The sequence below is a fragment of the Fictibacillus enclensis genome (genome assembly GCF_030123385.1).
In the GTDB taxonomy this organism is placed as follows: Bacteria; Bacillota; Bacilli; order Bacillales; family Fictibacillaceae; genus Fictibacillus_C; species Fictibacillus_C enclensis.
Map to the genome: position 1 here is coordinate 1,160,870 of NZ_CP126109.1, position 23,295 is coordinate 1,184,164.

The 23,295-nt window shown below is 46.2% G+C and carries 17 protein-coding genes; all 17 read left to right on the plus strand.

Features of this window, described 5'->3' with window-relative positions; all coding sequences use genetic code 11:
- The first annotated feature begins 128 nt into the window (after window positions 1–128).
- On the plus strand, window positions 129–1,886 hold the full coding sequence (gene thiC, locus QNH15_RS06300) for a phosphomethylpyrimidine synthase ThiC (protein ID WP_283893398.1): 1,758 nt from the start codon (window positions 129–131) through the stop codon (window positions 1,884–1,886).
- Window positions 1,887–2,163: 277 nt separating this feature from the next.
- A complete protein-coding gene (locus QNH15_RS06305; RefSeq protein ID WP_283893400.1) occupies window positions 2,164–2,541 on the plus strand; it encodes a hypothetical protein in 378 nt (125 codons plus the stop codon).
- Window positions 2,542–2,826: 285 nt separating this feature from the next.
- Complete coding sequence (locus tag QNH15_RS06310) at window positions 2,827–5,292, plus strand: beta-galactosidase (RefSeq protein WP_283893402.1); 2,466 nt, start codon at window positions 2,827–2,829, stop codon at window positions 5,290–5,292.
- Window positions 5,293–5,314: 22 nt separating this feature from the next.
- Window positions 5,315–6,361: a Gfo/Idh/MocA family protein gene (locus tag QNH15_RS06315; RefSeq protein ID WP_283893404.1), complete on the plus strand. Its 1,047-nt coding sequence runs from the start codon at window positions 5,315–5,317 to the stop codon at window positions 6,359–6,361.
- A gap of 12 nt (window positions 6,362–6,373) precedes the next feature.
- On the plus strand, window positions 6,374–7,138 hold the full coding sequence (locus QNH15_RS06320) for a sugar phosphate isomerase/epimerase family protein (RefSeq protein WP_283893406.1): 765 nt from the start codon (window positions 6,374–6,376) through the stop codon (window positions 7,136–7,138).
- A gap of 4 nt (window positions 7,139–7,142) precedes the next feature.
- Window positions 7,143–8,249 (plus strand): Gfo/Idh/MocA family protein, encoded by a 1,107-nt coding sequence (locus QNH15_RS06325; protein ID WP_283893408.1) that lies wholly within the window; start codon window positions 7,143–7,145, stop codon window positions 8,247–8,249.
- 12 nt (window positions 8,250–8,261) lie between these two features.
- Window positions 8,262–8,888 carry a YesL family protein gene (locus QNH15_RS06330; RefSeq protein WP_283893409.1) on the plus strand — a complete coding sequence of 209 codons (627 nt, stop codon included), beginning with the start codon at window positions 8,262–8,264 and terminating at the stop codon, window positions 8,886–8,888.
- Complete coding sequence (locus QNH15_RS06335; RefSeq protein WP_283893410.1) at window positions 8,888–9,526, plus strand: carboxylesterase family protein; 639 nt, start codon at window positions 8,888–8,890, stop codon at window positions 9,524–9,526. The genes QNH15_RS06330 and QNH15_RS06335 overlap by 1 nt, the downstream gene beginning before the upstream one ends.
- A gap of 73 nt (window positions 9,527–9,599) precedes the next feature.
- On the plus strand, window positions 9,600–10,625 hold the full coding sequence (locus QNH15_RS06340) for a LacI family DNA-binding transcriptional regulator (RefSeq protein WP_283893411.1): 1,026 nt from the start codon (window positions 9,600–9,602) through the stop codon (window positions 10,623–10,625).
- Between the two features lie 45 nt (window positions 10,626–10,670).
- Complete coding sequence (locus tag QNH15_RS06345) at window positions 10,671–12,017, plus strand: ABC transporter substrate-binding protein (protein ID WP_283893412.1); 1,347 nt, start codon at window positions 10,671–10,673, stop codon at window positions 12,015–12,017.
- 63 nt (window positions 12,018–12,080) lie between these two features.
- Entirely contained in the window at window positions 12,081–15,077 is a 2,997-nt protein-coding gene (locus QNH15_RS06350; protein WP_283893414.1) for an extracellular solute-binding protein, read from the plus strand.
- A 10-nt stretch (window positions 15,078–15,087) separates the two neighbouring features.
- A complete protein-coding gene (locus tag QNH15_RS06355) occupies window positions 15,088–16,098 on the plus strand; it encodes a carbohydrate ABC transporter permease (RefSeq protein ID WP_283893416.1) in 1,011 nt (336 codons plus the stop codon).
- 29 nt (window positions 16,099–16,127) lie between these two features.
- Window positions 16,128–17,000, plus strand: a complete 873-nt coding sequence (locus QNH15_RS06360) for a carbohydrate ABC transporter permease (RefSeq protein WP_283893417.1) — start codon at window positions 16,128–16,130, stop codon at window positions 16,998–17,000.
- A 12-nt stretch (window positions 17,001–17,012) separates the two neighbouring features.
- Window positions 17,013–19,067 (plus strand): YIP1 family protein, encoded by a 2,055-nt coding sequence (locus tag QNH15_RS06365; protein WP_283893418.1) that lies wholly within the window; start codon window positions 17,013–17,015, stop codon window positions 19,065–19,067.
- Window positions 19,060–21,387, plus strand: coding sequence for a DUF5696 domain-containing protein (locus QNH15_RS06370; RefSeq protein ID WP_283893419.1), 2,328 nt, complete (start codon window positions 19,060–19,062; stop codon window positions 21,385–21,387). The genes QNH15_RS06365 and QNH15_RS06370 overlap by 8 nt, the downstream gene beginning before the upstream one ends.
- Window positions 21,384–22,286, plus strand: coding sequence for a carbohydrate ABC transporter permease (locus QNH15_RS06375; RefSeq protein ID WP_283893421.1), 903 nt, complete (start codon window positions 21,384–21,386; stop codon window positions 22,284–22,286). The genes QNH15_RS06370 and QNH15_RS06375 overlap by 4 nt, the downstream gene beginning before the upstream one ends.
- Window positions 22,283–23,284, plus strand: a complete 1,002-nt coding sequence (locus QNH15_RS06380) for a carbohydrate ABC transporter permease (RefSeq protein ID WP_283893422.1) — start codon at window positions 22,283–22,285, stop codon at window positions 23,282–23,284. Before QNH15_RS06375 ends, QNH15_RS06380 begins: the two co-directional genes overlap by 4 nt.
- The last annotated feature ends 11 nt before the right edge of the window (window positions 23,285–23,295 follow it).

Genomic DNA, 23,295 nt, shown 5'->3' on the forward strand with positions numbered 1-23,295 from the left:
TTGTATGTTTGTTTCTTTGTCTATCCTGTCGGGTTCTATTGATTAGAACCTGGCTTTTTTATTTTACCCGTTGCTTCGCCATTCCCCGCTGCGTGTAGCTCCGACTTTTAACAAGAGGAGGAAGTGGCATGACAGTACAGAACGAAAAAAAGGTTTCATTGAAATCGCAATTCCCGAACAGTGAGAAAATCTATCAAGAGGGTTCTCGCCAAGATATCAGGGTGCCCATGAGAAAGGTTAATCTGAGTACCACCAGGCTTTCTGGAGGGGAAGAGAAGAATTCGCCGGTGCTTCTTTATGACACAAGCGGGCCCTATACTGATCCGTTTTATACATCAGATGTAGAAAAAGGACTTCCGGTTTTAAGGAAACCATGGATTCAGGAAAGAAATGATACTGAAAATTATGAAGGACGTAATGTGAAGCCCGAAGACAATGGATATAACGAAAAGAATGAACGGAATGCCTATGCTTTCCCTGTTGCTGTAAAACAACCACTGCGTGCACGAAAAGATAAAAATGTAACCCAGATGCATTACGCAAAAAAAGGCATCATCTCGCCGGAAATGGAATTCATCGCCATCAGGGAAGGATTGGAGTCAGAATTTGTCCGCAATGAGGTGGCTTCCGGAAGAGCGATTATTCCGGCAAACATCAACCATCCTGAGTTAGAGCCCATGATTATCGGCCGGAATTTCCACGTGAAGATCAACGCAAATATAGGCAATTCAGCAGTAACTTCCTCCATCGAAGAAGAAGTTGAGAAAATGACCTGGGCGACTTACTGGGGAGCGGATACCATTATGGATTTGTCCACTGGAAAGGACATCCATACGACCAGGGAATGGATTATAAGAAATTCACCGGTACCTGTTGGCACAGTCCCGATTTATCAAGCGCTTGAGAAAGTGAATGGCATAGCTGAAGATTTATCCTGGGAGGTGTACAAAGATACGTTAATTGAACAGGCGGAACAGGGGGTGGACTACTTTACTATTCATGCAGGGGTTTTGCTCCGATATGTCCCATTAACCATCAACCGGGTGACCGGCATCGTTTCGCGTGGCGGCTCCATCCTGGCCCAGTGGTGCCTGGCTCACCATGAGGAAAACTTCTTGTACAGTCATTTTGAGGAAATTTGTGAGATCTGCAAACGCTATGACATCTCCATCTCCCTTGGGGACGGTTTGCGTCCAGGATCGATTGCCGATGCGAACGATGAAGCACAGTTTGCCGAGCTTGAAACGCTGGGAGAACTGACGAAAATCGCCTGGAAGCATGACGTCCAGGTGATGATTGAGGGACCAGGACATGTGCCGATGCATCAGATCAAGGAAAACGTGGATAAACAATTGGAGATCTGCCATGAAGCGCCTTTCTATACACTCGGGCCGCTAACAACGGATATTGCCCCGGGCTATGATCACATCACATCGGGCATTGGAGCCGCAATGATCGGCTGGTTCGGAACTGCGATGCTTTGCTATGTGACACCAAAGGAACATTTGGGATTACCCAATAAAGATGATGTGCGCGAGGGGGTAATCACCTATAAGATTGCAGCCCATGCAGCCGATTTGGCCAAGGGCCACCCGGGAGCCATGGAACGGGACAACGCACTGTCCAAAGCCCGTTTTGAATTCAGATGGGAGGATCAATTCAATCTGTCACTTGACCCGGACCGGGCAAGAGAATACCATGATGAAACCCTGCCCGCACAGGGAGCGAAAACCGCTCATTTCTGTTCAATGTGCGGACCGAAGTTCTGCTCTATGCGAATTTCTCACGATCTGCGGAACATGCCTGAACTAAAACAAGAAGCCGAGAAAGAAATGAAGAAAAAAGCAAAAGAGTTTCAGGAACAGGGCTCCAATCTGTATTTATGAAAAACTGTGAGGAGCTTGCCGAACGGATGAGGCTTTTAGAAAAACAGCTGAAGGAAATACAGTCCCATTGTTCTCACGTTTTCTTTGAAACCTCTGAATCGGACAAACGGACCTGTGTAAAGTGCAGCTTTACTGAAAGAATTTTTTACCGATTTCCTCAAAAGCATTCCTGAACTAGCAGGTGGATGCATATTTCTGGCAAAGGGCACTAAACTAGATATAGTGTGTTTATACAAAGCACTAGATCAAGAATGCAGGTGAAAACGGAGGAATCGGTATGAATAATTGGCTGCAGCAAGCAATAAGCTGGACAGAACAAAGACTGGGACAAGCTTCCGAGGGATTCAGGGAAATTTTCAACAAGGTGAAGCAGGAATCCTCAATGAGTGTGAATGACTTGGCTACATTTATCATGCTCCATCCGGAAACCGTAAAAAAAAGGCGGGAATTGCTAGGGCTTACCTTTGCCACCTATACTTTGAAAATGGGAGAGACGGATTTGATTTTGGAGGCAAAAGAGAATTCGTTGCCCAAGGTACTGGAATGCCTGGTGATCAACAAGAATAAAGTCATTTCCCATTATCGTTCCTATGACAAAAAGACCAAAACAATAATGGCTGTGCCGGATGACATTAAAAACTATCATAGTCACTGAAGAACCGTCTGCCAAAAGGCAGACGGTTCTTCTTATTCAGGATATAGAAAGATTTTTGGGAATATTTTAAAAAGTACTTGTAAGAAAAGAGGAATCATATTAAGATTAAATCGAAACGTTTCACTTTTTCCCTCCTATTTTTTAATCATCAAGAAGACTAATTGCCTCAATTATGTAAGCGATTCCAAAGAAATGAACCGAACACCTTATTTTTTTACACCGTTTCGAAACGTTTCTATTCACAAATAGAAATTTTTGGAATGAATGAGAAATGGAGGAAAAGATATGATTGAAATCAAAGAAAAGAAAATATGGATTGATGGATCTCCTCAGATCATTATGTGCGGTGAAATTCACTACTACAGACTCGACAGGGGCGATTGGCAGGACCGGATCACCAAACTGAAGAAGGCGGGATGCAATGCGGTGGCCGCGTATGTTCCATGGATTTGTCACGAGCCCGTGGAAGGTGAACTTGATGTAACGGGGAAGACCCGTCCAGAGCTTGATATCGGTGGATTTATTGATTTATGCAAAGAAAACGGTCTTTCCTTCTTTGTACGCCCGGGACCTTTTATTATGGCTGAGATGAAAAACGAGGGGATTCCTTTTTGGGTCTACGAAAAGCATCCGGAGATCATTCCAGTCACATGGGATGGCCGGGATATCCAAACAAGGACGATTGATTACCTGGCTCCTTCCTTTTTGCAGGAAACACGCCAATGGTATGAAAAAATCATGAGGGTCATTGAACCAAGGCTGCTTCAAAACGGAGGCAATGTGATCGCGGTGCAGCTCGATAATGAAATCGGCATGCTCTCATGGGTCAGCAATTCACCAGACCTTACCGATCAGCTGATTGACCACTTTTGCGTGTACCTTGAGAAACGCTACAGCAAAGAACAGCTCAAATTGCGCTATCCGTTTTCACTTGCTTCCACCCAGGAGCGAAACGAACAAATCAGGTCACCGAAAGAAGCTTACAGCGCAGAATTAATGAACGATCTGGGTTATTACATGAGACACCGTTTTTCAGAGTATGTTGCCACACTTCGTTCTTATGCAGAAGAGTTCGGGGTCAAGGATATTCCGTTCGTCGTCAATATTCATGGGACTAGCGGCGGCCGGGGATTCACCTATCCGATCGGCATCAGCCAGCTGTATGAATCCTATACCCAGGATGACGGCTACCTGTCAGGCTCGGATATCTATTTCGGCGACCTGAACATGACAACTTTTCAGGATCTCTATTTGATCAATGGCTTTATGGATGCGGTCCACCGGGAAGAACAGCCGCTTACCTCTGTTGAGTTCAATTGCGGTGACGGGAACTTTGGAAGTACATACAGCGACCGGTATGACCCATCTGCGGTGGATTTTAAAATTCGCATGTGCATCGCACAGGGGAACAGGCTGATCAACTACTATCTGTTTACCGGAGGACGCAATTACAGAATGGATCAGGAATTGAAGGATGGAAATGACCGTATCGCCTTTACCGGCGAACGCCATGGATTTGCAGCCCCGGTAAGCCCGGAAGGGGAATTGAACTACACCTATGATCGGATGGCGAGGGTGACAAAAACGGTCATGGCTTCCTCAAACAAGCTCGCAGAAATGGTTGAGGAACATGACGGGGTATCCTTCGGCTTTATTCCTGACTATTATATGACCGAATCGTTCCATCCGAACAGTAGCAGGATGAAAGAAATGATTCAAAATCTTGAAGCTTACCGGTCAGGCGGGGGATGGGAAATCGTGGCACGGGCTATGCTTTTAGCCGGCTACAGATTTGGTGCAACGGATATCCAGAACAAGCCTCTTGACCCTGAAGGAACTCCCGTTTTAGTCTTGCCGTCTGCCGCTTATATGGCAGGAAACATCCAGGAGAAGCTGGCGCATTTTGTTAAAGACGGAGGAGGCCTGTTGCTTTATGGTGAAGTTCCCACAATGGATATGGAAGGGCAGGACTGTACTATTTTAGCCGATTCCCTGGGCGCCGAACCGCTGGGAACGGTAAAAGAAGAACAGCGTTACTATTTGTCTGTTGTTGCCAAAGGATGGGCCGCTCCCCGTCCGGAGGTCAGGGCTAACCGTGCTCAAACGTACAGGCTAAGGAGCGGGGAACCCATCCTGACGGTCTACGGAACAGACGAGGTGTGCGGATTTGAAACAACGGCCGGCAAGGGCAAAGCGATCGTTATCGGATCATCCTACAGCTGTGATATCCCGCTGTTCACGGAAGCACTTGAGAGACTCGGGGCGAGTGCCAACCTGATCCATGACTTCAAGGATCACGGCATTTTCATGACATCGACGATCAATAAGGACGGAGAACGCTTTTACCACCTGTTAAACCTTGATGGCTTTGATAAAGAGCTGCACCTGTACCAAAACGGCGAAGTGCTTTTTGGAGGCAAAAAGCTTTTGCTGCAAAGCAAAGACGGTTTGATGCTTCCGGTCAATATGACGTTGAAAAACGGAATAAAAATTCTTTATTCCACGGCAGAAATCAAAGAGATCAAAGACGAAGCCATAGATTTCCGTTTGACACAGAAGGAAGATGTCATTGTTTTTGAAGGGGCTCCTGAACTCCTGCCGTCAGAGGAATTTGATGTTGTAACAGAAGGAAACCAAACGATTGTTACTTCAAAAAAGCACGCGAAGATAGATGACCACCTGATCGTCGAGACCGTTTCAGGTTCAAATGTAATAGACGATCAAAGAAATGTGGCAGTACAAAAAAATTAATCTTAATTTGGGGGAATCCGATATGGGTAAATTAAAAATTGGTGTAATTGGCTGCGGAACGATTGCAAAATACAGGCATCTGCCGGAATATGACGCAAACACGGAAGTGGAACTCGTGGCGGTTTGTGATCTGGTGCCGGAGAGAGCAGAGGCATATGCGGAGCAGTACGGTGCGAAGGCATTAACAGACTACAACGAACTGCTGCAAATAGAAGAATTGGATGCTGTCAGTGTCTGCCTTCCAAACTATCTTCATGCGCCTGTAACTATTGATGCGTTGAATGCCGGCAAGCATGTGCTGTGCGAGAAGCCGATGGCCACTTCCCGGGAAGAAGCGGAGCAAATGATCGAAGCTGCCGCACAAAACGGGAAAAAGCTGATGATCGGCCACAACCAGCGCTTTGCTGCCGCTCACAAAAAAGCGAAAGAACTGATTTCCTCCGGTGCAATCGGAAAAATCTACAGCTTCCGCACGGCCTTTGGACATGCAGGACCTGAGGGCTGGAGTGTGGATGGAAGGGACAGCTGGTTTTTCAGAAAGAGCGAAGCGTTTATTGGCGCAATGGGAGACCTTGGTGTTCATAAGACGGATCTTTTGCGCTTTTTGCTCGGAGAAGAAATTACCGAGGTAGGTTCCTTTGTTGAAACCCTTGCTAAAGAAGATACAGACATTGATGACAACGCCGTCTGCATTTTGAAATCCGAAAGCGGTATCATCGGTACGCTTGCTGCCAGTTGGTCGTATTACCATGCCGACAATTCCACAATCATCTATGGAGAAAAAGGAATACTTCGCCTTGAAGAAAACCCGGAGTTTTCGCTGATCGCACAATATACAGATGGTGAAGTGGTTAAATATGAGCTCGATAAAATACAGACCAATGATGCGGGGGGCCAGCACAGCTCTCACGTCATCGACGCCTTTGTCCGAAGTGTTGTTAACAATGAAGAACCGCCGGTGAACGGAGAGGAAGGCATGAAGTCGCTGAATGTAGTCCTTGCAGCACTGGAATCGAGCGAAACAAAGGTCATTGTAAATACAAAAGAAACGACAGCATTGCTGCAATAAGGAGGGGTCAATATGCAAAGTAAAGCCTTACAGCTTTATACGATCAAAGAATTGTGTGAGAAAGACTTTATCGGAACGCTGAAAAACGTGGCGCAGTGGGGATATGAAGGTGCCCAGTTTGCCGGATTTTATGATACACCAGCTGGTCAGCTGAAAAACACGCTGTCTGAACTGGGATTAAAGCCTGCAGGAAGTCATACCGGTCTGGACCAATTAAAAGAAGATGCCCTTAAGCGGCAAATCGAATACAGCCATGAAATTGGGAATGAGCTTATCATTCTGGCTTATTTGACAGAAGAGAACAGACGGAACCTGGATGATTATAAACGGGTGGCCGATACACTGAACAAAGCTGGCGACCTTTTAAAATCCGAAGGTTTGAAGCTCGGCTACCACAACCATGATTTTGAGTTTGAAAAGCAGGAAGCGCTTACCGGTTATGAGATTCTCTTATCAGAGACCGATCCGTCACTTTTATCTTTTGAACTGGATGTGTATTGGGCGGCCTACAAAGGCTATGACGTTGTTCAGTTTATGGAAACTCTTCGTGACCGTCTTGTTACTCTCCATGTAAAAGACATGGCAGTAAAGGGATCAGAGCGCACAAGCACGATTTTCGGTACTGGCGAACTGGATCTTGCATCCATTGTAGCGAAAGGCAAAGAAATGGATGTTTCCTGGTTCGTTGTCGAGCAGGAGCATTTTGAAACCGATCTGGAGACAGCGGCAAAGGAAAATGTCAGAGTCCTTCAAGAACTTTTAAAGCAGAAAGTGTGAACAGATGAGGAAGACAAAAATCGGAGTCATTGGGACAGGGAGCATCAGTGATGTCTATCTGTCCTCGCCTCAGAAATTTTCAAACTATGAAATTGCAGGGGTGGCAGATTTAAATGTAGAACGTGCACAGGAACAGGCTGTAAAGCACCAGATTCCGTTTGCTGGCAGTGTATCAGAGCTGCTGGAAAAAGAAGATATCGAACTTATTGTGAATTTGACCATTCCGGCTGCGCATAAAGAGGTCAGTATCAAGTCCCTTCAGGCAGGAAAACACGTGTATTCCGAAAAGCCACTGGCTACTACCTACAGTGATGGTCTTCTGGTGATGGAGGAAGCCCGGCGGTCAGGACTTCATGTCGGCACAGCGCCGGATACGTTTTTGGGAGCCGGCCTGCAAACGTGCCGAACACTGCTCGATCAGGGAGTGATAGGGGAGCCGGTAGGCGCTTCTGCCTTTATGCTTGGGCGGGGTCCGGAAAGCTGGCATCCGAATCCTGAATTTTTTTACAAAAAAGGTGCAGGTCCACTGTTTGATCTCGGCCCCTATTATTTAACGGCCTTAATCAGTCTGCTTGGCCCGGTAAGTCATGTGGCTTCCATGAACCGGGTGACGGTTCCGGAACGGGAGATTACGAGTGAACCGTTTGCCGGGATAAAAATTAAAGTGGAAGTTCCGACATACGTTTCATCCCTGCTGCAATTTTCAACGGGAATCAGCGCATCATTTATGACAAGCTTTGATGTTTGGAATACAAAGCTTCCGAAAATTGAAATTTACGGAACAAAAGGAACCCTGCTCGTGCCGGATCCCAACGAATTCAATGGGCCTGTTTGTTACATGAATGACGAAACAGAAGGCTGGAAGGAAGCTAACCTTGTAAGTGCCTATATAGACAATTGCCGGGGAATTGGCCTGGCAGACATGATCAGGGGCATAAAAGAAAATCGCCCGTATCTGTGCAGTGGAGAACTTGGCCTGCATGTACTGGAGGTTATGGAAATCATCCTGGAATCCTCTGATAAGAAACGCTTTCTCGAATTGGATACACAATGCAGCAAACCAGAACCATTGATGGGTCTTCAAACCCAATATAAACACCGGTCTGAATAAGGAGGTGGAAGCATGAAGGCCTTGAAAAAAATGCCTCTGATGGAGGTATGCAATTGGCTGATGCGGATGGCTTACATTAATATTCTCTGGATCGTTTTTACACTTTTGGGTGTGGTCGTTGCCGGATTTTCGCCGGCAACGGCTGCTGCCTTTTCGGTATGCCGGCGCTGGATGAGATCTGATGAGGAATTTCCGGTTTTCCGTGTGTTTTGGCAGGAATACAAACAAAATTTTGCTGGCTCACAGGCGTACGGCTGGATATCGATTGTGCTGATGGGAGTACTGTATCTGGACTTTTTATATTTTTCCAGCAAATCATCCATCTTGTTTTTTGTTCTTTCAGCGATAGCGATTGTATTGTCCATCATGCTCGCCATGGCTGTTGTATACATCTTCCCGGTATATACTCATTACCGGCTTAATTTCCTTCAATATTGGAAGTACGCCCTGTCGATTGCCATGGTGCATCCGCTTCAAACTATTTTTACCGTGGTGGGGGCGATAACAATCGGCACCGTCCTGATCAAACTGCCATCACTCCTTCCTTTTTTTGGAGTGAGTGCGATGACGGTATGGCTGACATGGAGAACACAAAAAATCGTAATCAAAATCGATGAAATCAAGGAGGCGGTTTCGTAATGGCACTGGAACCCCATCAATTTACAGGAAAAACAAGGACCCTTCCTTTTTTGCTCTCCAAGCCAAAACGGTATGAAGCCGAAGAAAGCTGGCCATTGATTCTTTTCCTTCATGGCATGGGAGAAAGAGGAACGGATTTAAATCTGATTAAGCATTACGGCATACCAAGAACCGCGGCCGATGATCAGTCTTTTCCGTTTATAACGGTTTCTCCCCAATGTCCCGGGGATTCATACTGGACAGAAGAAACAGATACATTAAAAGAACTGATCACACAATGCATTCTCTCATTAAAAGTGGACCCGGCAAGAGTCTATGTGACAGGGTTAAGCATGGGGGGAGCAGGCACATGGAAGCTCGCGATTGAGAACCCAGACCTTTTTGCGGCGGCAGCACCCGTATGCGGAACAAGTTTTCCAGAAAAAGCAGACCGCCTGGCCGGACTGCCGGTTTGGGTATTCCATGGGGACAAGGATGATGTAGTCCCTGTTGCTTGTTCCACTTCCATGGTACAGGCAATGGAACAGAATGGAATGGAAGCCAGATTGACCATTTACCCGGATACCGGACATGATGCATGGACGGAAACCTATCAAAATCAAACGTTATATTCCTGGTTTTTGGAGAACAGGAGATAGATAGCAGAGTATATAAGATGAAGAGAAACGGTTCATGCTGTAATTCGAAACGTTTCAACCGCTGGAGGTTTCAATGGCTACTATAAAAGATGTGGCAAAACTCGCAGGTGTGGCAGTGTCTACCGCCTCTTATGCGTTAAACCAAAGTTCCAAGGTTGCGCCGCAAACCGCCAGAAAAGTAATTGATGCGGCACAAACCTTAAACTATCAAAAAAACGGTATTGCGCGGGATTTGAAACGAAATAAAACAGATACGATCCTGCTGATCCTCCATAATCTGGCCGGTCCCTTTTATTCGGAACTGGTAAGGGGCGTGCAGGACACGCTTCAATCATTAAACTATGGATTGATCGCCTGCAGCTCAATGGGCGGAAGGAATTCCACGGCGTCACGATTTCTGGCAGAGCGCCGAGCAGACGGAGCGATTATTCTGGCATCCAATTTAGGAGATCAAGAGATTGAGAGGGCCGCAAGAAAAGACTTTCCCATCGTCGTCCTCGACCGGTTGATTCTGAATCACGATTCAATCATGAGTGTGATTGTGGACAACAAATCAGGGGGATACAAGGCAGCACAGCACTTAATTGACCGCGGTCACCGCGATATTGCCTATATCAACGGACCCATTGACTCACGGGACAACCTTCAGCGGCGCAAAGGGTTTGAACAGGCGATGGAAGAAGCTTCAATCCCCGTTCATCCCAAATGGCTGCTGCAGGGCGGATTTACAAGGCAGGGCGGCTATCTGGCCACCAAGATGCTCATTCTTCAGGGCGATCTGCCAAGTGCCATCTTTGCTGGGAATGACGAAATGGCGATAGGCGCAATGAATGCCTTAAAAGAAGCGGGAATCAAAGTCCCCAAAGAAATATCGGTCGTTGGTTTTGATGACATTGAGATGTCACGCTACACCTCTCCGCAGCTGACGACGGTCAGCCAGGCCAACTATGAGGTGGGCTCGCTTTCGGCGCATCTTATCTACCGGTCGATTAAAGAAAAAATTGTGAAAAACGATTATATCATGCCAACGGAACTGATCGTAAGAGATTCTTCCCGGGAGCAGATGAAGGGGGTGAGGGGGAACCGGGATAAGGTGTGATTCTCTGGCTGGAAGGTGAATGAAAACAAAATGAGGGGGATTAAGATGAAAAAAAAGTATGCAATGTTAATGGCGGTTCTACTTTGTTTATCCGTTGTGCTCGCGGGTTGTTCCGATTCAAAGAAATCAAGCGGGAACCAGGCAGATGCAGACAGTGAAAAAGACGGCAAGAAGGTAACCATCACATATTCAAGCTGGGCAGATCCGGCAGTTGAAAAACGACGCATCGATGCTTTTATGAAAGCGCACCCAAACATTGAAGTAAAAATGAACAAGGCCGTTACCTGGCCTTGGGATGAAAAGCTTGCAGCAGCAGCGGCAGCCAACAAGCTTCCTGATGTATTTTTTGTTTTCAGTGTTCCACCAAGCGTAACGAACGGCTGGCTAGAAGACCTTACTCCTTATTTAAAGAAAGACAAGGACTACAGCAAGGACAAGGTATTCGGAAATCTCACGGAAACCGCCGAGTATAACGGCAAACAATATGCTCTTCCGCAAGGATTGTATGCGAACGGAATCTTTGTGAACAAGGATTTGTTCAAAAAAGAGAATGTTGAGCTTCCAAAGCCGGACTGGACTATTAATGAAATGCGTGAAAAAGCCGTGAAGCTGACAAAAGTCAGTGAGAAACAATATGGTTTTGACGGAGTCGGCGGTTTGCGTGAAACACTGATTCCCCAGCTTGATCCTTCACAGGGCTGGTTAACCTGGGATGGCGAAAAATATAACTTTGATAAACCCGCATTTGTTCAATCCAATAAAATTGTTACAGATATGCTCACCAAGGATAAAGTTTCTGCTGAAATTCTTCCACAGGAAGAGCGGGACAAGGAATTTGGAAAAGGCAAATCTTCATGGAATGTTGGAAAAGCTGCAATGCGCTATGGCGGATCTTCTGATTTCGGATGGCAGTCCAAAGAATTAAAGTTTGACTGGGATTTCCTTCCGATGCCAAAAGACAAAGGCCAGCGCACTCCGCTTGTAACTGATTATATCGGAATGGCCAAGTCTTCCAAGCATAAAGAGGCAGCGTTTGAACTTGTGAAGTGGATGACCTACTCCAAGGAAGGCTGGGAGAGCCGAATTGAAGTGGAAAAGCCGATTACAAGCTTCCCGCTGATCAACGACAAGAGTGTATGGGAGAAATACCTGAATAGCAAAGAAGTACCAGCCGGAATGAAAAATGTCGTTCCGATGATCTCCGACGGATTTGTGGACGGCTGGAAGTGGCTTCCGGGTTACCAGGAAGTAATGAACAAAATTGTCGGCAACAACTATGAGAAGTTTGTTAAAGGCGAAATCAAGCCGGAAGACATCAGCCAGGATCTGCAAAAGCGTTCGAACCAGGCATACGAGGACGCCAAGAAAAAGATGGATGAAGCTACAAAATAGGCAAGGTACCGGGCTCCCTTCTCTTAGAAGAAGGGGCCTTACCTTCATAAAGGAGTTTTTGCCATGAAATGTAAGTGGGTCCTTCGCCTTGCTGCCCTCTTGCTCATTTTTCAGACCGTATGGTCCCCGGTACAGACCTTTGCCGAGAAAAATGATACGAAAAGCCTTCTGAATGATCTCTTTGATAAAAAGAAAACAAACGTAGTGAACAAGAAAACAGATGAAAAACCTTCATCCGGAAAACAGGCGGACGAATCCCTGATCTCAAAAATGGTGGAGAGCAGCTATAGCGACGTGCTGGCCCAATGGAAGAAAGCTGGCCTGAAAAGCACATCGGGAAAGACGATGGACATATCGTTAAGCGGGCTTTCCGGGACAAAAGGCCGTACGGAAATGAAGCAAGGAAAGAAAGCTGTTCGGTTTGATGAACAGATGAAAGAACTCTCGATTCCAGTCGAGGTGCCGGAATCGGGCTTGTATCAGCTGTCCTTCGATTATATGCCTCTTAAAGAAAATGTGAATACGGTGGAGCGGGGCATAAAAGTAAACGGAAAGTATCCATTTTTTGAGGCGAGAAGAATTGTATTCGACCGGAAATGGGAAAGCCCTTCCGGAAAATTCCCGCATGATGAAAAAGGGAACGAATATCCCCATGAGTTGAAAGAAGTGAAAAAATGGCAAAAAATCTCTGCCATGGATGCCAGTTATTTCGAAGATAAACCACTGCTTTTTTATTTGAAAAAAGGCAAGAACACCGTAAGTCTTGAGTACGTGAGAGAACCGATGCTGCTTGGCCAAATGCATATTTCCTCACCTGTAACCCCTGTAACCTATAAAGACTATGAAACAGACAACGAAGCATACAAAAAGCCTTCCAAAACCATCACTCTGGAAGCGGAACGCTTTACGTATAAAAATGTTCCCTATATTCAGCCTGTTTCTTTGCCGGATGCCAATGTTGAGCCTTATAGCGTCAAGAAGGATCTGCTGAATACGCTGGGTACACCCGGCGACAAATCATTTGAACTGGGCGGCCAAAAGGTCACGTGGAAAATCAATGTAAAAGAAGCTGGAACCTATCATCTGTCCTTCAAATACTTGCAGGATCAAAAAGTAAACATGCCGGTTTTCCGAACGGTGCTTATAGATGGCAAGATCCCGTTTCAAGAATTGGAGGCCTATCCGTTTTCCTATAACCAGTCATGGAGCAATGAAACCCTGGGCAGTAAAGGGAAACCCTACAATATCCATTTAGATAAAGGAGAGCATACTCTTTCCTTGATCGTCAATGGGCAGCCGATCCAGCGGACCGTGACGTCGGTCCGAAAGGTAATGGACGATATCAAAAAGCTTTCGCTGCGGATTAAAATGGCGACTGGAAACACGGTCGACCGAAACCGTGAATGGGAGATTGCGACACAGATTCCAGATCTGAAACAGAAATTAACCGACAATGCAGACAAGTTGAGCAATGAATACACTTATTTGCAAAAGATTTCCGGAAACAAGCCGGATGCCGCCAGAAATTTGATGATGGCCGCTAACCAGCTTAGAAAACTGGCAAAGAACCCGAATGAGGTACCAGACAAATTAAGCATGCTTGATCAGGGATCAGGGTCAGCCTCGCAGCAGCTTGGTGACCTGCTGGCAGAACTTCCAAACCAGCGAATGCAACTGGACAGAATCTACATATCCAATGGTGAACTTCCGGATCCTGAAGCTGGCTGGGCAACAAAGATTGGCAACCAGGTTTCGAAATTTTTCCTTTCATTTAACCGCACATCACAACCCGAAAAGAAAAAGGAGAAAAAGCTTATCGTCTGGGTCAACCGTCCACAGCAATATGTCAGCATGATGCAGCAGATGGCGGATCAGGATTTTACAAAAAAAACGGGTATCAAAATCTCATTTTCAATCATGCCTGATGAGCAAAAGCTGATTTTGGCCAATGCCGCCAACAAGTCACCGGATGTTGCACTGGGTGTGAGCAATCAGCTTCCATACAACATGGCCCTTCGGGGAGCTGTGCTTGACTTAAAGCAATTCCCCGACTTCCAAACGGTAAACAAACGGTTTTCACCGGGTGCCATGCTTCCCTTTTATTTTGATGACGGGGTTTATGCCATCCCGGAAACCCAAAATTTCTGGGTGATGTTTTACAGAAAAGATATTCTCGATGCGCTTCATATGAAGGTTCCCCAAACGTGGGATCAAGTCCTGAACATGCTTCCGGAACTTCAGCGGTATGGCATGAACTTTTACACTCCGCTGTCACAGGCAGGCGGCTTTAAGCCGTTTCATCTGACGACGCCGTATTTGTACCAGTTTGGCGGATCACTTTACACGAAAGATGGAATGAAGGCAGCCATTGGCACGGATGAAGCATTGAAAGGCTTTGAACTGATGACCAAAGCGTTCACCATCTACAGCATGTCCATGCAAGTTCCCAATTTCTACAACCATTTCCGTGAAGGGAATCTGCCGATCGGAATTTCGGATTATGAAACCTATGTTCAGCTGACTTCAGCGGCTCCGGAACTCGCCGGGTGGTGGAAGATTGCCCCTCAGCCTGGTGTGCGTGATGAAAATGGCAAGATTCAGCGATGGGCGCCGGGTACCGGACAATCCGCACTCATCTTCAAAAAAACCAAGCAAAAAGACGAGGCGTGGGAGTTTTTGAAGTGGTGGACCTCCCAGGATGTTCAGCAGGAATATGGAACAAAGATGGAAGTGAACTACGGACCTTCCTATAAATGGAACACAAGTAACCTTGAGGCATTTAAAGGGCTTCCGTGGCCGGATGAAGATAAAAAAGTCATTAATGAGCAGTGGAAATGGCTTAAGGATGTCACCCATGTACCGGGAGATTACATGCTTGAACGGGAAATCAGCAATGCCTGGAACTCGATCGTGTTTGATGGGGAAAACCCAAGAAAAGCACTGGAGGACGCCATTGTTCTTTCCAACCGCGAGATGAAGAAAAAGCAAGAGGAATTTGGCTATGTGAAAAACGGAAAAGTTGTAAAGAAAATCAAGATGCCTAAATTCCAGGAGAAGTGAGGTGACATGAATGAGTTTACCTGATATGTCTGTGCAAAGAGAAGAGGAGAGCAATGCTGCTGTTCTGCCAAAGCAGGCGGGAATCTCTGAAGTAAAGCAGCAAACCCGGCGGAAAACCATGTTTCTTCAGAAGAAAAAGTTTAGGGATGAAGGAAGTGCCATGATCTTTATCGGTCCATTTCTGATTCTCTTTATCCTCTTCATTGTTATCCCGGTTATTGCTGCGATTGGTCTGTCATTTACGTACTTTAACACAGTGGAAGCGCCGAAGTTTGTCGGTCTCCAGAACTACGTGAATCTGCTGACACAGGACAATGTATTTATGATGTATGTGCTGCCCAACACGATCAAATTTTCACTGATCGTCGGACCTATCGGCTATGCCCTGTCGTTCTGGCTCGCGTGGCTGCTGGCGCAGATTCCGAAAAAATCGCGCACAGTCCTCACCCTTGTCATCTACTCTCCGTCGATGACAGCAGGAATTGCCATGGCTGTCGTCTGGCTGATCATTTTCAGCGGAGACAGTGCAGGCTATTTAAACAGTATGCTTCTGAAGCTTGGCCTGATCTATGAGCCCATCCAATGGACACAGTCACCGGACTATTTAATGCCGATTATGGTGGTTGTGTCGTTATGGGGAAGCATGGGGGTAGGATTTCTTGCGATGCTTGCCGGTATTTTAAACGTGGATAAGGAACTTTACGAAGCAGCCTATATCGATGGAATCAGGAGCCGCCTGCAGGAAGTTTTTTATATTACCATTCCTTCCATGAAGCCGCAGATGCTGTTTGGAGCTGTTATGGCAGTGGTGGGAACCGTGCAGGCGGGGGTGATCGGCGTACAGCTGTCGGGAGCGAATCCCACTCCGCAGTATGCCGGCCAGCTGATCATCAACCATATCGACGATTATGGATTTATCCGCTATGAAATGGGATATGCTTCAGCTGTTTCAGTAATCCTTTTGCTGATCGTTTATCTGTTTTCAAAGCTGTGCTGGAGGTTATTCGGTGAAAAAGACTGACCCACTTCCACATGAAGGAGCTGAGCCCGATGTCATTTAAGTCAACAAAAATCAACCCGGATAAATTTCATATCAGCCAGTGGAAGTTTTACGTCATTTTGCTGGCTCTGAGCACATTCATGATTTTGCCGATCATTTTCATGTTTTCTCAGGCACTTAAGCCAATGGATGAGCTCTTCCTGTATCCGCCCCGTTTTCTGGTCCATAAACCGACGATGGAAAACTTTGCAGATCTGATGTCGCAAACATCCACGACACTGGTGCCAATTACACGATACCTGTTTAACAGTGTCATCATTACAGGCGCTGTCGTACTGTTAACCTGCCTTGTAAGCGCGATGGCCGGTTTTGCACTTTCAAAAAAGGATTTTATGTTGAAGAAGGTTATTTTTGAAGCCAACATCATTGCGATGATGTTTGTTCCGGCAGCCGTCATGATTCCAAGGTATTTTATTATTGAAAAGCTTGGCTTGACCGACACGTTTCTTGGTCACATCCTGCCGCTTCTCGCCTTGCCGGTCAGTGTGTTTCTCGTCAAGCAATTTGTGGATCAGATTCCTGACTCGCTCCTTGATGCGGCATCCATTGACGGGGCCAATGATCTTGTGCTGTTCCGGAAGATTATCTTTCCGATGATCAAGCCGGCACTTGCAACAGTGGCGATCCTTGCGTTCCAGCTCGCCTGGAACAACATTGAAACCTCTGTTATTTTCATGAACGATGAAAGCTTAAAAACCTTTGCTTTTTACATGAACACGCTGACCTCAAAGCTCGAAAATAATGTGGCGGGCCAGGGGATGGCTGCGGCGGCAGGATTGATCATGTTCATTCCGAACCTCGTTATCTTCATCTTCATGCAAAGTAAAGTAATCAATACGATGGCCCATTCAGGTCTGAAATAGGGGGGAAAGACTGTGGCTAAAAAAATGGTACTCATGTTCATTGTTTTTCTCCTTTGGCTTCCGGGGAAAACCGAAGCTTCTGCACCTTATGATACGTATACGATCAATCCCGACGGTGAATGGATGATTACGCAGGATGCCTACCTGCCGACCGGAATGATCAATGGACTGGCTTCCATCGGAAATACAGAAGGCGTCGGAAAAGAAAAACTTCAACCTTTTTCACAGCCGGAAGACATCTTTATTGACCGGCATGACCGGATCTATGTTGCGGATGCCGGCAACGGCAGAATTGCCGTACTAAGCCCTGACGGCGAGTACAGCAAGAGTATCGGGAAAGGGGTGCTCACCCAGCCCACCGGGGTTTTTGTGAAGGAGAACGGCCATGTATTTGTGGCCGATTACGGGAGCCAGAAGCTGTTTGAGTTTGACGCTCACGGCAAAAAAGTGAACGAGTTTGGAAAACCCGATTCGCTTCTCTTTGGCAAAGACACCAACTTTGTCCCGAAAAAGGTCATTGTCGATAAGCGGGGGAACTTGTATGCGGTGCTTGAAGGATCCGTCGAAGGGCTTGCGCAATTCAGTCCAAAGGGAGAGTTTCTTGGTTATTTCGGTGCCAACCAGACCTCCTTTGATTTGAAACGAAAGATCCAGGAGGTGCTGTATACAAAGGAACAGCTGAAAAAACTAGAAAGCAAGCGCCCTCCTTCGGCAAGCAACCTTGCCATTGATGATGAAGGGCTGATTTACACAAGCACCACCGGAACCAAAACAGAAAGTATCAAAAAGCTGAACATCTCCGGCTCCAACCTCATTCCATCGGTAATGAGCAGTACAAGCCTGTCAGACGTCACCGTGGATTTCATGGGGAACATCTATACAGTTGACGGCGAATTTGGCTATATTTACGAATACGACTCAGAGGGCAACCTGATTTTCACGTTCAGCGGAGAGGACAGCGGGAACCAGCGCCTTGGTCTGACAAAGAGCCCTTCAGGCATTGCGGTGAACTCAAAAGGACGCGTGTTCGTGCTTGATAAACAGCGGGGGGCCATCCAGGTTTTCCAGCCCACCGCCTATGCGAATCTTGTGCATAAAGCGATGTCCTATTACTCGGAAGGCCGCTATGAAAAGAGTGAAGGGTACTGGCAAGAAGTTCTTAAGTACAACAGCATGTTCGGGCTGGCTCACCAGGGAATGGGGATGGCGGCTTTAAAGAAAGGGAACTACGAAGAGGCACTCGAACGGTTCTCCATCTCAAAGGACATGGAAGGCTACTCCACTGCCTATTGGGAGATCCGGCGGAAATGGATGCTTGAGCATACTTCATCTTTTATTATTGCCGGTGCTGTCCTTCTCGCCGCCTATTTTATGATGAGGCGATTGTATCGTAAAAAGGGACTAGGCGCCCGTGTGATGAACCAGTGGCAGATCGTAAAAAAGGAAAAATACATCTCACAATTTTTGCAGTCCTTCCGGATCATGAGGCATCCGATCGATGGCTATTGGGAGCTCATTCAAAAAGGCAAAGGCTCTGTGTTCATGGCGACAATCCTTTACATTTTACTGGTTACTGTCTATTTCATTGATCTTCTCTATACCAATTTTCTATTCAGTGCAAAAGATCCCGACAATATCAGGATATTTAATGAAGGATGGAAAATTCTCGCCCCGATTGCCGTCTGGATCATTGCCAACTACCTGGTGAGTACTATCAATGACGGTAAAGGAAAACTGCGTGACGTTTATATTGGGACAGCATACGCCTTCAGTCCCTACATCTTTTTGGGTATCCCGATTGCCATTATTTCCAACGGACTTACGTTAATGGAATCGGTGCTTTATGATATTGCCCGGTTCGGGATGATGGTTTGGACGGCTCTTCTCATGTTTTTAATGGTCAAGGAAATCCACCGGTTCGAGCTTGGACAAACCCTGAAGAATATCCTTTTAACCTTTGCGGGGATGGGGATTTTGGGGCTGATCGGATTTATGATGTTTGGTTTGACCAACCAGCTGTATGATTTTGTAGATGCTATCCTTTCGGAGGTGATGGCCCGTGTTTAAATTCACAGTGAAAAAAGCAGTGTTTGGTGTGATGCTTGCAGTACTGCTGCTGATTTCAAGCGGCTTAACAGGCGCTTCAGGGCTTTTTACCAAAACGAAGGATGTGCCGCCGCAAGAGATACTGAAAAAACATGAGGAACTCTCAGCCGTTGAGCTGAGTTCCAACCGCTACACACAGCCGGACAAAAAACAAAAGGAAGTAACATCCCAATCCATTCCAGCTGAGTACAAAAAAGAAGCAGAAACGCCTTCCATCGCACTTTATGTTGACAGCAAAACGATGGGCATTATGGTGAAAAATAAAAAAACAGGATATGCTTGGTCTTCTTATCCTGCAAAGGAGACCCTGAAAAAAGAGCAGTTGAACGAGGACTGGAGCATGCTTGTCCGTTCCCCGGTGATGGTCGATTATTTTAACGAAAATGCAGGGCTCGATCGAGGTAGCGTAGCATCGCTTGACGGCCAGGTGGTAAACAAAAAGGCGATCAAAAACGGCTTTCAGTTTACCGTGAATCTTAAGAAATTAAAAACGTCCTTTGATGTGCAAGTAAGCATTGAGGGTGAGGAGCTCGTTGTAAACGTGCCGGAAAAAAGCTGGAGCGAAAAAGATCACAAGCTTGCTAATCTCTATGTCTATCCTTTTATGGGAAGCACCCGGCTTGATGATCTACCCGGCTATATGATGATTCCGGATGGAAGCGGGGCTCTTATCCGTTACCAAAAGCCATCAGTTTCCTATGACGAACCGTTTGTCGGCAGGATCTTCGGCCAGGACTATTCCGTTAATCCTCTAAAAATGGGGGACAACAGGGATATTAATGTAACCATGCCGGTCTTTGGAGCGGTTCATGGCGAAGGGCAGAACGGCTTCCTCGGCATTGTTGAAAAGGGCCAGTACAATTCAGAAATTGTGGCCTATCCGGCAGGGTTGAACACCAACTTTAACTGGATTAGCCCGCGGTTTATCATCCGCAACGCATACTTTCAGCCAACAAGCAAAAATATGGGCGGATACAACACCTACCAAAAAACAAGAATTCAGACGGACCTGAAGATCAGGTACCATTTTCTTCAAAAAGATCAGGCATCTTACACAGGGATGGCCAAGTCCTATCGAAGCTACCTGGAGAATGAAGGTATTCTGAGAAAAACAAAATCTGCAAAAAAAGATGTGCCGGCCCATGTTGAATTTCTTGGTGGTGAAATGGAAAAAGGCTTGTTCAGCCGCAAGTATGTGGAGATGACGAAGTTTCAGGATGTTGATGACATTACGAAAACATTAAAAGCGGATGGCCTTGCTAATCTGGATGTGCTTTTACGTGGATGGGGCAATGGCGGCCTTACGGGCAGCAACCCGGAACGGTTTCCCGTTGCCGATCAGCTTGGCGGTGAGAACGGTTTGACCGATCTCGCCCATGTGCTTAAGAACCGGGGGATCGCGCTGTCGCTTCAGCTCGATTACACGTATGGCTATGATGGAGCCAATAATTTCAATGAGAAAACGGAAGCGTCACGCAAGATCACGAATCAGGTGTTGATTGAGCGGATTGGAAGCGATCCATTTGAAAAGGAAAAAATCGATTTGGAGCGGTATTACATTTCTCCACATAAAGCAGTCAGCCTGGCCAGGGAGGATACAAAAGAAATAAAAAATATCCCTTCAGCCGGCGCAGCACTGGAAAATACGGGTTCCATTCTGTTCTCAGATTTCAAAAAGTCGCAGCCCACAGGGCGGGATAAAGCTGCATCCGATTATATGAAACTGGCAGACCAGCTTTCTAATCAACTTGGAGATTTGGCTGTGTATCAGCCGAACGCTTATCTCTTAAAGCATGCATCAAAAATCTACAACATAGTAATGGATTCCTCGCAATACATGTATGCGACAGACACCATTCCTTTTGTGCAGATGGTGCTTCACGGCTATATCGATTACTTTACTTCACCGCTGAACTTTGCGGCTGATAAAAATGAAACGATCTTAAAGATGGTAGAATCAGGAGCCTATCCTTCGTTTTATTTTACAAAGCAACCGTCTCATCTATTAAGCAAAGGACCGTCAAAATCCATTGGCGCGTCCTATTACAAGGACTGGATGAACGATGCAAAAGAAATTTATGAACGAGTGAAAGAGCCGCTTGGGGAGGTAGCCGGAGAAACTATTGAGAACCGTAAAGTCTATCAGCCAGGAGTGGTTGAAGTGACCTATTCAAATGGAGCAGCCATTCTGGTAAATTATCAATCCAAGGCAGTAAAAGCGGCTGGCCATTCCATTCCGGCAAGAGATTTTTTTCTATTAAAAAGGGGGAGCAGGCAATGACCAACCAACGAAAAAATACGCTGACAGGATTGCTGTTTATCTCTCCCTGGCTGATCGGCTTTCTTTTTTTCATGGCGTATCCGATCTATTCTTCTTTGAAAATGAGTTTTGAGAAGGTATTCATCACACCGGATGGCATTAAGTCGCAATTTATTAAACTTGATAACTATCAGTACGCTCTGTTTAAGGATCCCTATTTTATGGATGAAGTATTTAACTTTACCAAATCGGTGATCATCATGGTGCCAATTGTTGTCATCTTTTCCATGATTGTAGCTCTATTGATCAACCAGCCGATCAAAATGAAGGGGATGTTCCGGGCTATCTTTTTCCTTCCGGTCGTGATCTCCAGCGGTGCCGTAATCACTGAGCTGTTTGCACAGGGAGCAGGAACCATTCCTATGGTGGAACAGTATGGCATTGTGAGCATGATCAAGGATTCTTTGGGCCCTGGACTTGCGGATCCGATCATTGAGGTGATCCAGAAGTTCATCCTGATTCTCTGGTTTTCGGGTGTACAGATTCTGATTTTTCTGGCCGGACTGCAGAAAATCAACAGAAGCATATACGAGGCGGCCGCAATCGACGGGGCCTCACCATGGGAAACATTCTGGAAGATTACATTGCCTGGCTTAAAACCGTTTATACTCGTCAACCTGATCTATACCACCGTTGATTTGTTTACCAACTCGGTGAATGACATCATCAAGCTGATTAAAGAGAATATGTTCAAAATTGAAACCGGGTTTGGTTATGCAACCGCGCTTTCCTGGATTTATCAGGCCCTGATCCTGCTGATCCTTTTGGTTATTGTTTTCTTTTTCCGAAATAAGGAAGATAAGAGAGAGCGTAAGCTGGGGTACCGGAAGCCGCGTACGAAAAGGGGGACAGTCTCATGAAAACCATAGCAGAACATGAAAAAATAACACCGCCTGCGGGCTCTGTTCTTGCTAAAGGGAGGTACGGGAAAAATCCGTTTCTTCTCCGTGGCAGGCGTCTCTTATTGGGTAAACAGGGAAATGACGGGCTCATTTTTAAATTTTTCACCTATTACCTGCTTATTTGCATCGGCTTTGTTTACTTATATCCTATCCTGTTTATCCTTTCGCAGAGCTTTAAAAGCATGGACGATTTGCTTGATCCGACCGTCATGTGGATACCGCGGGAATTTAACCTGGATAACTATATTCAGGCATGGCAGGTCCTTGATTTCCCGAAAACCCTGAGCACCACCCTTTTGAATGCCGCTCTGCCGGCGGTGGCACAAACGATTTCTTGTGCGCTTGTCGGTTACGGCTTTGCGAAATTCAATTTTCCGGGAAAACCGGTATTGTTTGTACTGATGATTATTACCTTCATTATCCCGTCGCAAGTGGTCATGATCCCCCTGTATCTCTTGTTTGAGAACTATGGGATGACCGGTTCATCCCTGCCGTTTATCCTTCCGGCCATTTTTGCGATGGGGATCAAAAGCACGCTGTTTATCCTGATCTACACCCAGTTTTTTAAGTCGATTCCAGTGGCTCTGGAAGAGGCGGCACAGATTGACGGGGCTGGAAGAATCTCGATCTTTTTCCGAATCGTGCTTCCCATCTCGGTTCCGGCGATGGTCGTTGTGTTCCTCTTTTCCTTTGTTTGGCACTGGAATGAGACGTATATGGCGTCCCTGTATCTTGGCGATGCCATGTCCACGCTTCCCTTAAAGCTTCAGGAGTTTAACGATGCATTCAAAAATATGTTTGGCGGCAGTCAGGCGGCATCGGCGAAAACGGACATTAATGAATCCATTAAACTGGCGGGCACCATGCTTGTCATTCTGCCGCTACTGGTGCTCTATTTTGTGGCACAGCGATGGTTTGTGGAAGTAACGGATAAAACGGGAATTTCAGGAGAATAAGAAAAATGCCT

What these genes read in the sequence shown, in the direction of transcription:
- thiC (WP_283893398.1), top strand. Translation starts at nt 129, where the DNA reads ATGACAGTACAGAACGAAAAAAAGGTTTCATTGAAATCGCAATTCCCG.
- QNH15_RS06305 (WP_283893400.1), top strand. Translation starts at nt 2,164, where the DNA reads ATGAATAATTGGCTGCAGCAAGCAATAAGCTGGACAGAACAAAGACTG.
- QNH15_RS06310 (WP_283893402.1), top strand. Translation starts at nt 2,827, where the DNA reads ATGATTGAAATCAAAGAAAAGAAAATATGGATTGATGGATCTCCTCAG.
- QNH15_RS06315 (WP_283893404.1), top strand. Translation starts at nt 5,315, where the DNA reads ATGGGTAAATTAAAAATTGGTGTAATTGGCTGCGGAACGATTGCAAAA.
- QNH15_RS06320 (WP_283893406.1), top strand. Translation starts at nt 6,374, where the DNA reads ATGCAAAGTAAAGCCTTACAGCTTTATACGATCAAAGAATTGTGTGAG.
- QNH15_RS06325 (WP_283893408.1), top strand. Translation starts at nt 7,143, where the DNA reads ATGAGGAAGACAAAAATCGGAGTCATTGGGACAGGGAGCATCAGTGAT.
- QNH15_RS06330 (WP_283893409.1), top strand. Translation starts at nt 8,262, where the DNA reads ATGAAGGCCTTGAAAAAAATGCCTCTGATGGAGGTATGCAATTGGCTG.
- QNH15_RS06335 (WP_283893410.1), top strand. Translation starts at nt 8,888, where the DNA reads ATGGCACTGGAACCCCATCAATTTACAGGAAAAACAAGGACCCTTCCT.
- QNH15_RS06340 (WP_283893411.1), top strand. Translation starts at nt 9,600, where the DNA reads ATGGCTACTATAAAAGATGTGGCAAAACTCGCAGGTGTGGCAGTGTCT.
- QNH15_RS06345 (WP_283893412.1), top strand. Translation starts at nt 10,671, where the DNA reads ATGAAAAAAAAGTATGCAATGTTAATGGCGGTTCTACTTTGTTTATCC.
- QNH15_RS06350 (WP_283893414.1), top strand. Translation starts at nt 12,081, where the DNA reads ATGAAATGTAAGTGGGTCCTTCGCCTTGCTGCCCTCTTGCTCATTTTT.
- QNH15_RS06355 (WP_283893416.1), top strand. Translation starts at nt 15,088, where the DNA reads ATGAGTTTACCTGATATGTCTGTGCAAAGAGAAGAGGAGAGCAATGCT.
- QNH15_RS06360 (WP_283893417.1), top strand. Translation starts at nt 16,128, where the DNA reads ATGTCATTTAAGTCAACAAAAATCAACCCGGATAAATTTCATATCAGC.
- QNH15_RS06375 (WP_283893421.1), top strand. Translation starts at nt 21,384, where the DNA reads ATGACCAACCAACGAAAAAATACGCTGACAGGATTGCTGTTTATCTCT.
- QNH15_RS06380 (WP_283893422.1), top strand. Translation starts at nt 22,283, where the DNA reads ATGAAAACCATAGCAGAACATGAAAAAATAACACCGCCTGCGGGCTCT.